The 12,706-nt window shown below is 65.3% G+C and carries 18 protein-coding genes; 5 read left to right on the forward strand and 13 right to left on the reverse strand.

The window, feature by feature from the left end; all coding sequences use genetic code 11:
* Positions 1–362: 362 nt before the first annotated feature.
* The 6 genes from ACVWY3_RS12375 to ACVWY3_RS12400 form a co-directional block, all read right to left on the reverse strand.
* Positions 363–1,016 carry a cell envelope biogenesis protein TolA gene (locus tag ACVWY3_RS12375; protein WP_456838692.1) on the reverse strand — a complete coding sequence of 218 codons (654 nt, stop codon included), beginning with the start codon at positions 1,014–1,016 and terminating at the stop codon, positions 363–365.
* Between the two features lie 286 nt (positions 1,017–1,302).
* Positions 1,303–1,710 carry a VOC family protein gene (locus tag ACVWY3_RS12380; protein WP_456838693.1) on the reverse strand — a complete coding sequence of 136 codons (408 nt, stop codon included), beginning with the start codon at positions 1,708–1,710 and terminating at the stop codon, positions 1,303–1,305.
* A gap of 66 nt (positions 1,711–1,776) precedes the next feature.
* On the reverse strand, positions 1,777–3,183 hold the full coding sequence (locus ACVWY3_RS12385) for a DUF5939 domain-containing protein (protein WP_456838694.1): 1,407 nt from the start codon (positions 3,181–3,183) through the stop codon (positions 1,777–1,779).
* A gap of 376 nt (positions 3,184–3,559) precedes the next feature.
* Positions 3,560–3,814 carry a hypothetical protein gene (locus ACVWY3_RS12390; RefSeq protein WP_456838695.1) on the reverse strand — a complete coding sequence of 85 codons (255 nt, stop codon included), beginning with the start codon at positions 3,812–3,814 and terminating at the stop codon, positions 3,560–3,562.
* A gap of 141 nt (positions 3,815–3,955) precedes the next feature.
* Positions 3,956–4,159 (reverse strand): hypothetical protein, encoded by a 204-nt coding sequence (locus tag ACVWY3_RS12395; protein WP_456838696.1) that lies wholly within the window; start codon positions 4,157–4,159, stop codon positions 3,956–3,958.
* Between the two features lie 114 nt (positions 4,160–4,273).
* A complete protein-coding gene (locus ACVWY3_RS12400; RefSeq protein ID WP_456838697.1) occupies positions 4,274–4,444 on the reverse strand; it encodes a Flp family type IVb pilin in 171 nt (56 codons plus the stop codon).
* A 339-nt stretch (positions 4,445–4,783) separates the two neighbouring features.
* Here ACVWY3_RS12400 and ACVWY3_RS12405 point away from each other — a divergent pair, with 339 nt between their 5' ends.
* Complete coding sequence (locus tag ACVWY3_RS12405) at positions 4,784–6,085, forward strand: hypothetical protein (RefSeq protein ID WP_456838698.1); 1,302 nt, start codon at positions 4,784–4,786, stop codon at positions 6,083–6,085.
* Positions 6,086–6,089: 4 nt separating this feature from the next.
* Here ACVWY3_RS12405 and pdxY read toward each other — a convergent pair whose 3' ends face one another.
* From pdxY to ACVWY3_RS12420, 3 genes are all read right to left on the reverse strand, one after another.
* A complete protein-coding gene (gene pdxY / locus ACVWY3_RS12410; protein WP_456838699.1) occupies positions 6,090–6,908 on the reverse strand; it encodes a pyridoxal kinase in 819 nt (272 codons plus the stop codon).
* Between the two features lie 37 nt (positions 6,909–6,945).
* Complete coding sequence (locus ACVWY3_RS12415; RefSeq protein WP_456838700.1) at positions 6,946–7,587, reverse strand: FMN-binding negative transcriptional regulator; 642 nt, start codon at positions 7,585–7,587, stop codon at positions 6,946–6,948.
* An 87-nt stretch (positions 7,588–7,674) separates the two neighbouring features.
* Positions 7,675–8,319, reverse strand: a complete 645-nt coding sequence (locus ACVWY3_RS12420) for a TetR family transcriptional regulator (RefSeq protein WP_456838701.1) — start codon at positions 8,317–8,319, stop codon at positions 7,675–7,677.
* 98 nt (positions 8,320–8,417) lie between these two features.
* Between ACVWY3_RS12420 and ACVWY3_RS12425 the strand changes: the two genes are divergently transcribed.
* From ACVWY3_RS12425 to ACVWY3_RS12435, 3 genes are all read left to right on the forward strand, one after another.
* Positions 8,418–9,083: an O-methyltransferase gene (locus tag ACVWY3_RS12425; protein WP_456838702.1), complete on the forward strand. Its 666-nt coding sequence runs from the start codon at positions 8,418–8,420 to the stop codon at positions 9,081–9,083.
* Positions 9,084–9,270: 187 nt separating this feature from the next.
* A complete protein-coding gene (locus tag ACVWY3_RS12430; protein WP_456838703.1) occupies positions 9,271–9,615 on the forward strand; it encodes a DMT family transporter in 345 nt (114 codons plus the stop codon).
* Entirely contained in the window at positions 9,615–10,184 is a 570-nt protein-coding gene (locus ACVWY3_RS12435; RefSeq protein WP_456838704.1) for a TetR/AcrR family transcriptional regulator, read from the forward strand. Before ACVWY3_RS12430 ends, ACVWY3_RS12435 begins: the two co-directional genes overlap by 1 nt.
* Here ACVWY3_RS12435 and ACVWY3_RS12440 read toward each other — a convergent pair.
* Together ACVWY3_RS12440 and ACVWY3_RS12445 are read right to left on the reverse strand one after the other, a co-directional pair.
* Positions 10,181–10,501 carry a hypothetical protein gene (locus ACVWY3_RS12440; protein WP_456838705.1) on the reverse strand — a complete coding sequence of 107 codons (321 nt, stop codon included), beginning with the start codon at positions 10,499–10,501 and terminating at the stop codon, positions 10,181–10,183. The two genes, ACVWY3_RS12435 and ACVWY3_RS12440, sit on opposite strands and share 4 nt — an antisense overlap.
* Positions 10,502–10,575: 74 nt before the next feature.
* Positions 10,576–10,755, reverse strand: a complete 180-nt coding sequence (locus tag ACVWY3_RS12445) for a hypothetical protein (protein WP_456843577.1) — start codon at positions 10,753–10,755, stop codon at positions 10,576–10,578.
* Positions 10,756–10,979: 224 nt separating this feature from the next.
* Here ACVWY3_RS12445 and ACVWY3_RS12450 point away from each other — a divergent pair, with 224 nt between their 5' ends.
* On the forward strand, positions 10,980–11,285 hold the full coding sequence (locus tag ACVWY3_RS12450; protein ID WP_456838706.1) for a DUF3551 domain-containing protein: 306 nt from the start codon (positions 10,980–10,982) through the stop codon (positions 11,283–11,285).
* On the opposite strand, the gene ACVWY3_RS12455 is transcribed toward ACVWY3_RS12450, so the two are convergent.
* Together ACVWY3_RS12455 and ACVWY3_RS12460 are read right to left on the reverse strand one after the other, a co-directional pair.
* Positions 11,200–11,478: a hypothetical protein gene (locus ACVWY3_RS12455; protein ID WP_456838707.1), complete on the reverse strand. Its 279-nt coding sequence runs from the start codon at positions 11,476–11,478 to the stop codon at positions 11,200–11,202. The two genes, ACVWY3_RS12450 and ACVWY3_RS12455, sit on opposite strands and share 86 nt — an antisense overlap.
* Positions 11,479–11,652: 174 nt before the next feature.
* On the reverse strand, positions 11,653–12,642 hold the full coding sequence (locus ACVWY3_RS12460) for an SH3 domain-containing protein (RefSeq protein ID WP_456838708.1): 990 nt from the start codon (positions 12,640–12,642) through the stop codon (positions 11,653–11,655).
* Between the last annotated feature and the right edge of the window lie 64 nt (positions 12,643–12,706).

Genomic DNA, 12,706 nt, shown 5'->3' on the forward strand with positions numbered 1-12,706 from the left:
ACGACTCCCGTACGCTCGCGGCAGCGCCAGGCGAGGGATCCGACGCAGCCGCAAATTCCGGATCGAAACCTAGCGCAGAGTTTTTCGCAAAACCCCTAATGCTCCACCGGGCCGCCCACGACCGGCCGCCATGGTAAAGGATTTACTCCCAAGCTGCGGCACGGCTGTCGCATCTGGAAGCGCCGTCCCTGCGGCCATCCTTCGAGACGCCCGCTTGGGCGGGCTCCTCAGGATGAGGACGGAGGTGCGGCAATCGCTTCAGCGGGCACCAATGCCGCTTAGCCTCATGCTGAGAAGACCGCTGAAAGCAGCCGTCTCGAAGGACAAAGCGCGCTCTCAGACCGTCCCAAATCCGCCCGCGCCTACTCGCGCGCGCGGCGCAGGGCGTCTTCGAGCTTCCGCCTTTGCTTGTCCCAACGGGTCTGCTCGGCCTCGCTGCGTTCATCGAGCGCGGCCCGCTCGGCCTCGATCGCCTCGGTGCGCGCCACGTGCTTCCGCCTCGCCTCTTCCAGCGCGGCTTCGGCCGCGGCGACGGCCTTGTCCCGGCGCGCACGCGCCTTCGCGCGCGCCGCCTCCTCCTTGCGGCGCTCGGCCTCGCGCCGCTGGTCCTCCTTCTCGAACGCCGCAGCCGCCTTGCGCGCGGCCTGATCGTCGGCCTTGCGGGACGGCTTGTGTGCGGTCTTGACGGGACGCTTCTTCGATTCCGCCTTGGGCCTGCGCTTGGGCCTGGGTTCGCCGTCGGCGAGAGCGCTCGGCAGCTGGGCGTCTTCGGTGAACGGATCGTCCGAGCCGACCGGGCGCCTGAGCACGACGCCGGGGCTTGCCATGGTCGCGGCGACGACATCGGGGTCGTCGGTCTCCTTTGCGACGCCCTGATGGAACAGATTGGAGCTCGCGCCCCAGGCCTGAAGCGCCGCCTTCATCGAGGGTGCGGCGACCGCCTGGTCGTAGAAGCCGAGCGAGGTCTGGTATATCTTCAGTTTTCTTTGCGGTTTTGTCTTCGGCTTCTCTGGCATGTCGCTCCGCGGCCCCGGCGCAGCAACCAGCTCTCGTCGCACCGGCGCCACCCTGACATCATGCCCCTGTTTTGCCCGACGCGTCAAACGTTATTTCGGGATCGCCGAAGTCGCTCCGGGCTCGGTGCAACCGCATATGACGTCGGAGCTTTGGGCAGCCTGGCCCCCACGCCGTCATGGCCGGGGTCCCGGCCATCCACGCCTTACCCGGCGGTGAAATCCCAATTGCTTTCTACTGTGCATGGGGTTGTTTTCGAACTTTTGCCGGACTGGCCTCGCCACGACGCTACGATCCCGCATCGAGCAGCGCGTCATAGCCCTTCGCGCTGAACGCCAAGAGACAAAACCCGTGCCCGAACGGATCGGCCAGCATCGCGATCCGCCCATAGGGCGCATCGCGCGCCGGCACCTCGAGCACCGCGCCGGCGGCGAGCGCACGCGCAACAGCGGCATCGACATCGTCGACGACGACGTCGATATGCATGGGTGTCCAGTGCCGCTCATAGCGGCGGCGGTCGCCGCCCGCGCCAATCGTGCCGGCCTGCTTGGTGAGCAGATACACCGGCGCCGGCCAGCCATTGAGCTCGACGAAGTCGGTGCCGAAGCGGCGGCCGACCGTCAGGCCGAAAGCGGCGGTGTAGAAGTCTGTGGCGGCGGCAACGTCGGGGACGTCGATGTTGAGGAGAATGCTCATCGGGACAGCGTAGCCCGGATGGCGCAACACGCAATCCGGGATGGTGCCGCACCCGCTGTTCGAAGCTTACGGGATCTCGTACACCGACACGCGGTCCGCGATCCCGCTCAGCGCGACGCTGCGGCGGATCGGGACAAGGCCGCCGGCCTCGAGCAGGCTGCGTGTCTCGGCATTCTCCACCACCTGCTCCGTCACCACGATCGAGCGCGAGGCGGCGAGGCCCTGGACGCGCGAGGCGATGTTGACGGTCTGGCCGAAATAGTCCTGCTGGCCGTTGAGCGTGACCGCAAGGCACGATCCCTCGTGGATGCCCATCTTCAGCAACAGGCCTTGCTGCTGACGCTGGGCGCCGAGCTCGCTCATGGCCTCGCGCATGCGGATCGCGGCGGCGATCGCCCGGTCGGGCGTCTCGAACGTCGCCATCACGGCATCGCCGATGGTCTTGACCACGGCGCCGCGCTCGGCGGCGATGATCTCCTGGAGCAGGCGGAAATGCTCGTTGACGAGATCGAAGGCGACGAGGTCGCCGACATGCTCGTAGAGGCCGGTGGAGTCCTTGAGATCGGAGAACAGGAAGGTCAGGCTCAGGATCTTCAGGCGCTGGCCGATGGCGAGCGTGTCGGTGCGGTAGAGATCGCGGAAGGTCTGGTTGGTGAGCAGCCGCTTTGCGGTGAGGCTGGGCCTCCGCCGCGTCAGGACTGCATCGAGCCGCTCGTTCGCAACCCACACCGCCGGCAGCACGCGCGTATCGGTGCGGTTCTCCAGCGTCAGCCGCAGCGCGCCGGGGCGAAGCGTGACGGCGTCGACCGGCACGTCGGCCTTGTTGAAGAGCAGCACGAGGTTCTGGCGCTCGCTGGTCTCCTCGCCCTTGACCTCGATGAACTGCGCGGTGTGCGTCACCGGATCGAACAGGATCAGCATGCCCGCGGGAATCTGGAGCGACAGGATGGCCCGCTCGCCTGGCGGCAGGTCGACGGCTTCGAGCGTGAGCTCGCGCATGAGGGCGTCGACATCATTGGGCAGGACGATCGCCGAGCTCCAGAACACCTGGCGATAATATTCGGCGAGCGACAGCTGGTCGGCATTGTGGGCGGCGATCTTGCGCACGCGCGGGCTGACGGTGAAGGTCACCTCGACTAGATTGTCGAGCGTCGTCTCATAGCCCGCCGCGCAGAACGCGCAATGATACTGCGCGCTGTTGACCGTCTTCAGACTCTTGTTGGCGGAGAGCACGCCGGCGCAGCTCGGGCACATCACGCTCCAGGTCATCTCCAGGATGCCGAGCCCGACCGCGCGCAGCAGAGCGCCGATCACCAGCTCCTCGTCCAGGCTGGCCTCGCGGGCCAGATGCAGCGGGTTGATCTTGGAGAGCGCGTGGTCCGGCGCCTCCCGCACCATGCGCTCGATGAGATCGGCGACGTTCTCGTCGACTGACTGGCGCAGCACACCGAACAGCGTTTCGATCTCGCTCATGCAATGATTTTACCTGAAAGGGGGCGGCGCGGAAATCCACGTTCCCCATAGCTATGCCGGCGATGGCGGGGCACAAGCAGTAGCAGGCAATTGCCGCCTCACGATGACGGGAGGTTGATCCCTCGATCAGCGCTGCCGCTGCGCCAGGTAAAATCCGCACAGCACCGTGCCAAGACCCGCCAGCTGCAACTGGTCGGGGCCTCGCCGAGCAGCAGCCAGCCGGCAGCAGCGTCAAGGCCGGCACGATCGCCGTAGCACGCCTCAGAAAAACCCGGGACTGAGATCGAGCCGGCGCGCAAAAAAGATGGCCGGGACAAGCCCGGCCATGACGTCGCGGAAAGCTTTGGTACCAAGCTCTCGGCTCGGTGCGATCGATTCAGCGGACCGAGCCCGTTGTCACGGTTGCGGTCTTCACCTTGCGCGGGGTCAGGACGCTGACCTGGAGGGCCGTCACGCTGGTGGCGGGCGCTGCGATCTGCTGCTCGACATTCTTGGCGCCGAGCACGCGGACCTGCAGGGGCGAAGCCGGAATGCCATTGGCCTCGTAGGCCGGCAGCTCGCCGGCGAAGGCGGCAGTCGAGCCCACGATGGCGAGGGCGGCAACTGCGATCGACAGAGTCTTCTTGTTCATGGTGATGCTCCTGGAAAAGTGCGGAGCACATGTAAGCCGGATTTGCTGCATTGCGATATGCATTGCCGCAACGCAATATCGCGTACCGTGCATGGCGATATGCCTAACGCCCGCCGGTGGACGCGTTTTCCAACCGAAGACCTAACCACCCATCACGTTGCCCCAGCCGTCGAAGACATAGGCTTTCCAGGCCACGGTTCCATCGCTGCGCAACCGGCTGGCCCGCCGGTAATCGTCCGCCTGATCGGCGGTCCAGGTGATGATCGTGCCGGAGACACGATCGTGCAGGATGGCGGGCTCGGAGGGATCGAAGGCGTCCATGGGACGAAGCGAGGAATGCGTCATGCCCTGTCAACGCACCCACGTCAGCAAGGTTGCCGCAAAGCACCGGACAAAACGCCGCGCTGCTCCACGCCTCATTGCGAGCGCAGCGAAGCAACAGCGAGCCCGCGCAACGCGCTATTTCAAGGCCGTTGCCAGCGTCTGCAGCTTTGCGACAAGATTGGTGCCGAGTGCGTAAATCACTTCGATGATTGCGAGCGCGATGCCCGCCGCGATCAGGCCGTATTCGATTGCGGTGGCGCCGGACTCATCGGCGGCGAAAGCGGCCAGCATGGTGTTCAGTTTCACTATCGTGTCCTTCCCAACTCTACCGGACGTTGCCGGCGCGGGAGAGATGCACCTGATCAATCCAAGATCGAGTAAATTCGGCTCGCTCAATTTACCAACAAAAGAACCTTGAATTTGCGGGCGTTTTCCGCTGCTTGAGCCCGGGAATTGCGACGGAACTCGCGTTGCTCTTGCGCAACACCCAGGCGAAAAGCCCCATTTATGCCATTTGCGCCATTGCGTCGCCACATCGTCCCCCGAACAATCGACGCCGCTACATGCCTTTCCGTGCAAGACTGTTTGCATCAAGACTGTTCGGACAAGACGGGTTTTGAACAGAACCGTTTGGAGGCAGGGATCATGAATGATCGGCGGTCTCTTCTTGTGGCTATCGCGTGCCCCTCGGCCGTTATGGCCGGCTGGCTGGCGCTCTCCCTCTCCGCCTACGCTCCGGCGCTCATCGAGAACAGCGGCGCCAATGCGGCCTCGGTGTCCCGCGCGAAAGATCTCCCCCGTCTCGAACTCGCCAATGTTCCGCGCGCCGCAACCATCGAGGATGGCATCGCGTTGACGGCCGACATCGCAGCGGCCGTTGCTGCGGCGCCAGCGATCGCTGAAGCAGCAGCGCCCGAGGATCCCGTCTCCACCATCAAGCTCGCTTCGGCCGATACGACAGTGATCTTGCCGGCGGAAGCCCCCCCAGCCCCGCAGCTTTCGCCTGAACCGGAGCCAGTTATGAGCGAGGCTCCGCCTGCACCGGCGCCCGAGCCCGTCAAGATTGCATCCGCCGATCCCACCGAGATCGTGACGACCGACGAACCGTCCCTCGCCTCCATCGCGGGCGGACCCGCCCCGGCCCCAAGCAAGGCATCGCCGCCGGCAGACACCGTCGCCGTCCTCGACGAATGCTTCGTCATCGATGCCTGCATCGACCGCTATCTCTGGACGCTCTACCAGCGTACGCCCAAGGAAGACTCCATCAGGGTGCAGGAGCGCCGCGCCGTCACCATCAAGCGCAGGGGCAAGACGGTCACGGTGATGCGCAGCTTCACCAAGCTGGTCGACGAGGATTTCGGCTGGAAGGATCCGAAGGCGGCCGAGCACGCCGGCATGTCGATGATGGACTATGTCATCGGCGGCATGGACAAGAGTTTCAAGCGAAAACTGTTCCGCACGCTGCTCGCCGCCGAAGCTGCCGGCCTCTCGCCCGGCATCACCAGCGCGTTCCGCGACGATTATCGCCAGTCGATCGCGAGCGGCCTGAAGGCCGCCTCCGACCGCTCCTATCACGGCGGCAGCACCCGCGGCGGCTACGGCCATGGCATGGCGGCCGACATCGTCAGCACCCAGGGCAATAACCGCGCGCAGCGGTGGGTCTCGACCGAAATCCTGTGGAAGTGGGTCGATGCCAACGGCAAGGCGCTCGGCATCGGCCGACCCTATCTCGACCGCGATCCGCCGCATGTCGGCCCGATCGACGGTGCGGAATACATCTCGAAGCGCGGCGTTGCGAGCGAACGCAAGGAAGCCGCGAACACCAAGTCCAGGAAGGCGCGGGCTGTGGCCAGCGCCAAGCCGCCAAAGGCGCACGCCGCGCGTGAGCAGAGAAGCGCGGCCAAGCCGCAGAAGTCAGCGCAATCTGCCGGCAAGCGCGCGACCTGATTCGCTACGATTTAGGCTCCGTTACCGGCAGCGGCACGAGGCGCATCTCGGCGGTGCCGGCTTGCTGCGTGCGCACCAGCACCGCAAAGATGGTGTCGACGGCGAGCCGCACCGCTGCGTCCATTGCCAGGCCCTTGGCCAGATGCGCCGCGATCAGGCCTGCGAGCAGATCGCCAGTGCCATAGGGCCGGATCGGCAGACGCGGCGTTGCAAAGCGCGACAATTGACCATGCGCGCAGAGGATCGTCTCCACCTGTCCGGCCGGCGTATCAGTGAGCGTGCAGCCGGTAGCGACCAAATCGGTGCGGCTGGTCCCCGCGAGCGCCGAACACGCCGCACGCAGGCCTTGCGCATCCGCAATCGCGACGCCCGACAGCAGCTCGAGCTCGAACTGGTTCGGTGTCGTGATCTTCGCGGCCGGCAGCAGACGGTGCCGCACCACGTCCAGAATGCCTTCGGCGACATAGACGCGGCCATCGTCGCCGACCACGGGATCGCAGAGATAGATCAGCTTCGAATTGCGCGTGAGCGCCCGCTCGACGAAATCGGCGATCACAGCGGCGTTGCCGACCGAGCCGAGATAGCCGGTCACGAGCACGGCCGCTTCCTCGACGAGACCGCGCTCCTCGACACCCCTCAGCAGATCGGCGACGAGCTCGGTTTCCAGCACGCGACCGCGCAGGGTTAGATAGCGCGGATGGTTCGACAGCAGCGTCGTCGGCACCGCCGCGACGTTTACGCCCTCCGCCTGCATGGCATAGGCCGCCGCGCTGTTGCCGACGTGGCCGTGAACCACCTGGCTTTGAATGGAGATGACGAGCATGCGGAGGTCCGTAGGATCAAAAGCTGGATGTGGCAAGCTAAGGGATCTCATACCCGAGCCCCGGCCGCAGCGCTCGCATCTTTCGCGCCAGCCGCCGATGCCCACTCTCTTCCGAACGCGCCAACTGGTTTGCCACCGCGACATGGTCCGCATCGGGCTTGTGCTGGTTGAGCTTGGCCTGTCCCTCGATCTGGTCCACCACGAGATCGACGACCCGGATTGCAGCCAGCATGCTCTCGCGCTTGCCGCCCTCCATCTCTGCAAGGTCCCAAGGCTGTTTCGGAAGCCGCGCTTCCGCCACCGCCAGCAACGCATCGCCATGTCCGCGGTTCTCATCCAGCCCGCGCAGATGCGCCACGCCCGATAGGTGCACGGCCTCGTAGAGCCAGGTCGAGACGTTGTCGCGTGAGAAATACCAGTCGTTCGAAATGTAGGCATCATCGCCGGCAACGATCAGCAGGAAGCGCCTGTTGCCGTCCGCCAGCGACACAAGCGGATTCTTTGCCGTGAAATGAACCTGCACGATCGCGCGTCCGTCGCGCTGATGCAGCACGAACGGCACATGCGAGGCGCGCGGGCCGCGCTCATCCGCCGCCACGATCACGCCGAAGCCGCGCCCTGCGGCAAATCCCAGCGCGCGCTGCTCCTCGATGCGGAATTGGGGACGGAGAACATGCATGGCGGACTCGCACTGGACGAAGGACGGTGCGAGGCTAACCCATCATGCTCCGGATTCCGAAACAATATCGGCGCGCAAATGCGGATGTCAGGAATGATCCCGGCCTCGCGCGAGCTCCGCGAGATAGGCGCAGAACATGTCGGCCAGCCCGTCGGCATGATGTGCGATCTCAGCCTCGCTACGCGACGTCTCCGAGAACCGCTTGCCGACCTCGCTCAATGTCGTCGTGATCAGCTCGCCGGCGAGCTCGCGCGTCGCATCCGAGACCTTGGGCAGCGCCTCCCGCATGAAGGCCGCGACGACGCCCTCGCCCCCGGCCCGCGCCTCCTGCGCCTCGGGCGCGTCGCGATAGAGCGGCGCCGCGTCGCTGAGCGCCGTGCGAATCGCAGCCTCCTCGCACTCGGAGCGGATGAAGGCATGGACCAGCGCGCGCAACCGCGCCAGGGGCGGCCTCGCCCGGTCTTCGAGAATGCCGCGCAGCATCTCGCTTGTGCGCCGCCACTCGTCGCTCTGGAGGCGGAACAGGATCGCGGCCTTGTTCGGAAAATATTGGTAGAGCGACCCGACACTCACCCCGGCCCGCTCCGCTACCCGCGCCGTGGTGAAACGCTGCGCCCCTTCCCTTGCCAGGACCTGAACAGCTGCATCCAGAATGGCCGCAACCAGCTCGGTGGAGCGGACCTGCTGCGGCTGTTTTCGTGAGGAAACTGAACGGCTTCGACGATCGGCCATGGCACACCCCGGCAATGCGAATAGGAAATGCGGCGAATTAGTCGTATTCCAGGCTCCGCGCAAGCACGCGCTTTCCTGCCGATCCCGGAGATCCTCGAATGACCACCCCGACCATCACATCGCTTGCGCCGCTGCTGAATCGCCTGTTTCTCAAGGCCGAAGCCGCAAGCGATGCAACGCAAGCCGCTGTCGCCGACCTGTCCGATGCCGACCGGGCGCGGATGATGCGGAGCAAGACCGATTACGCCGAACTCTATGGCCGCCTGAAGGACGCACCGCTTGCGGTGTCGCGCGAGACGGGCATGCTGCTCTACATGCTGACGCGCAGCTCCCGCGCCAGGGCGATCGTCGAGTTCGGCACCTCGTTCGGACTCTCGACCCTGCACCTTGCCGCAGGCGTGCGCGACAATGGCGGCGGCCGCCTCATCACCAGCGAGTTCGAGCCATCCAAGGCCGCGCGGGCGCGGGAGAACCTGTCGGCCGGCGGCCTGATCGATCTCGTCGAAATCCGCGAGGGCGATGCGCTGAAGACGCTTCGCACGGATCTGCCCGAGACGATTGATCTCGTGCTGCTCGACGGCGCCAAAGCGCTCTACCCGGATATCCTGGATCTGGTCGAAAGCCATCTCAGGCCGGGCGCGATCGTTGTCGCCGACAATGCCGACTTCAGCCCCGACTACCTCGCGCGCGTGCGCAGGCCCGGCAGCGGCTACATGTCCACGGGCTTTGCCGACGACGTCGAGCTCTCCGTGCGAATCAACTAACGCGAGCCGGAGCCGCTACGATCATTCAAGGCAGCCGCACGATCGTCGTGCGGCGGCTTTGCGCCGTATTCCCCCTGTCGCAGGCGCGTCACTCACTCGTGATAGCTCGTCCAGCCAAAAGTCACGTTGCGCGTGCTAAACATACCTACCGCGCGGTATCTTTCGAGCGAAAAACACCTGATTGACCATGACCTCAGCCGTCAATGCCTACGCAGCGCTTGCCCTCGCCATCGTGTTCGAGGTCACGGCGTCCGCGTTCCTCCAGCAATCCGCACAGTTCACGCGGCCGTGGCCGACGCTGGCCATGGTGCTGTTCTACGTCGCCTCGTTCTACGCGCTGTCGGTGGCGATCCGGGTCATTCCGCTGAGCATCGCCTATGCGATCTGGGGCGGCGTCGGCATCATCCTGACCGCGACCCTCTCCTTCGTGCTGTTCCGGCAGATGCTCGACGCCGCGGCCTTCGTCGGCATCGCGCTGATCGTATCGGGGGTCGTGGTCATCAACCTGTTCTCGGAGACCACGGTGCATTGATGGCGGACAGCGCCTACACCCGCGCCAAGCAGCCCGAGCAAGTGCGGCGCGCCCTGCTCGACTGCGCCGCGGCGATCGCCATGGATCATGGCGTGTCGGGGGTCACGGTGCAGGCGGTCGCGGCAGCGGCCGGCGTCACCAAGGGCGGGCTGTTTCATCATTTCGGCAGCAAGCAGGCGCTGATCGAGGGCCTGTTCGCCGATCTTCTCGCCCGTGTCGATGCCGAGATCGACGCCGCTATCGACGCCGATCCCAAGCCGCGCGGCAGCTTTACGCGCGCCTATGTCAATGCGGTATTCACCGGCCAGGCGTTCGGATTCGCAACGCCCTGGGCGGCGCTGAGTATGGTGGCCGTCACCGATCCGTCATTGCGCCGGCTCTGGAACGACTGGATGAAGGCGCGCCTGAAACGTCATCGCGCGACTGACGCAACGCCCGGGCTCCATGTCGTCCGCCTCGCCGCCGACGGCGCCTGGCTGTCCTATGTCACGACGGGACAAACGCGGATGAACGCCGAGCTGCGCGCTGTGCACGATCGCCTGATCGCGCAGACCTATCGGCGCGGCTAAGGGCTCTGCACCGGCTTGGGTGGACGCGACGCGGCCCGGGAGGCTTTTGCGCGAGGCTTGCCCGCGGCGCTTGGCGGCGGTTCATCGACGGACTGCAAATAGGCAGCGAGCGCCTTGGCGGAGTCCGGGCCGGTTGCGTAATGGTCCTTCAGGAACCAGGCGAGAGTCACGCTGAAGCGCCCCTTGGCCAATCCCCGCGGGCTGCGGTGACAGGTCGCGCAGCCGTCCGCGAACAGTTTTGCAGGTGGTTTGCCGGCGTCGAGATTTTGTGCGGACGCGATCGTTGCCGTCAGCGCGGTAGCGGCTGCGAGAGTCATCAAAGGCGCGATAACCTCGCGCCCTGGTCGAAATAGCGTCGTCAAATCCAGTCGCCCCCTAGCCCCGTCGGCAGTCACGCCACCAACAACTGATCGAATTCGGGCGGAGTGTACGACTTGCCGTCCTGGTCGGTGATGACAACCTGCCATCCCTCGCTCGCCCATACCTTCGCCTTCGCCACGATCAGCAACCGGCTTTCGCGGGCAAAACTGCACTTCTCGTTGTCGCGTTCTGCGACCATTTTATAGGCCAATGCGCATCCCCTTGCGTTGCCCTGCCACCCGTCTCCCTCGTGGCAGCGGGCTTTGGCGGCAATTCGCCGGGAGCATGGCAATTTGATGCCATCCACGACAGCATTGTGCCTCGATCCTGCCTGAACGAAGAAGGGATCATGTCACGCGTCAAGAACGCGATTCTGCTTGTCGTGCGCTTGCTTGTCGTAAGCCTGCTTGGCACGCCCTGCCCGGCTCTGTGCCGGTGGAGGCGCAAACCTACGATCCGCGCCAGCCAGTCTGCATCGAGGTCTATACTCTCGACGGCAGTTCCATCGCTTGCAGTTTCATGGCGATGGCAAAATGCGCGGCGACTGCATCCGGGCAGTCCGCCCAGTGCTTTGCCAATCCCTATGCTGTGCAAAATCGCCACCGGGCCCGGGCCCATCGCCGCCGCGACGGAACCGCTAAGCGCCTGCATCCGCTCAGTGCACGCGGATCACGTGAGGGCGGCCGAGATCGATCAGCCCTTGCACCGCCGAGAGGCGATCGTCCAAGGCTGCGATGGTGAGCAGCAGATTGTTGCGGCGTTCGTCGAGCATACCCATCTCGGCGCCGGTGAGCTTTGAGTTCGCCCGCTCTTTGTGGATCCCGTCGAGAGATTTGCGCAGTCCGGCGATCAAGCTGGCCAGCTGCTTGGCCTCCTTGGTCATCGAACGCTTCGCGACATTTTGGCGGCGCGTTTCCGCCTGGCTCTGTCTCATCGTCATCCTCCCGTGCCCCGCTGCCCCGAGTGGATGCCGACATCTTTGGGTAGACATCTTACGATCGATGAAATCTGCCCGCGAAGAACATTCTTAAATTGTACGCGCAGGGAACTCGCGGTGGTCCAAACGGAAAGCCCGGCACGGAAACCGGGCTTTCGTCGCAACACTAAATTAATGCTTCTGATGACCGCCGCCGGGGCCGCCGGCCGGCGCACCACCGCCATGCGGAGCAGGAGCATTGGTGTGCGCGGCACCGCCGCCGCCGGCATGCGACATCGTAGGCGCCGTCGCGCGCGGCGCCGGCATCTGCGCGTGAGCGTTCATCGGCGCACCATGGCTCACGTTCGGCTGTGCCACATGCGGCATCGCCGGCCGGGCCGACGGCGCCGCTGACACGCGCGGCGCTTCATGCGCACGTGACATCGGCTGCACATGCACGGCAGCGCGGCCCGCCGCTTGCTCATGCATCATACGCGCCTGCGCATCGCGCGTATTGCGGCTCGGCGTGTTGATCTGCTCATGCGCGAAGCGCTCGCTTCGCACCGTGCGGGTCCGGTCCGCCGTCACCGCGATGTCGCGTCTGCCGATCGCAGCGTCGTGGCGTGCGGTCGCGGCGTCGCGTCCGGAGACGACGGTGTCACTCCTGACGTTAGCCCTGCCGTGCACACCCTCGCGTCCCAATGCGACCGCCGCGTCGCGCGTCGCCGCACGGCCGATGCGGGCCGCACGCGGATCGATCGTCATCCGTGTCGCGAGACGCTGGTGCGAGGTCCAGTAATTATTCCAGTAGGCGTGGCGCCGATACCACGGCCGGCCCTCGTAGTAGTTCGACCAATACGAGGTCAGCACGAAGGGGACGACGGGGACGTCGATCTCGTCGGCGTAGTCAGGGAGATAGACGTAGTGGTTACGGTAGAGATATTCGAGATATTGCGACGACACCCAGCCGCGATCATCCGAGAAGCTCACGTCGCACCAGGCATTGCCGCGCAGGCAGCCATGGATGTTGACGCGGGCGCCCTCAGGGATGCGATCGACCAGGGGAAAGCCCGAACCCGGACCGGCGCGCAGCCCGGTCGAGACGGTGACGATGCCCGGCGCGGCCAGCGCGGCCGTCGGGGCGAGCAGCAATGCTGCAACCAAAAAGCTTTTGAGTCTCATGGCATGTTCCTCCTCTCAGGGCCGAACGCACCATTGAACCGAGCGTTCCGCGTGCAGCCGTCGC

It is taken from the genome of Bradyrhizobium sp. USDA 4486 (assembly GCF_054057995.1).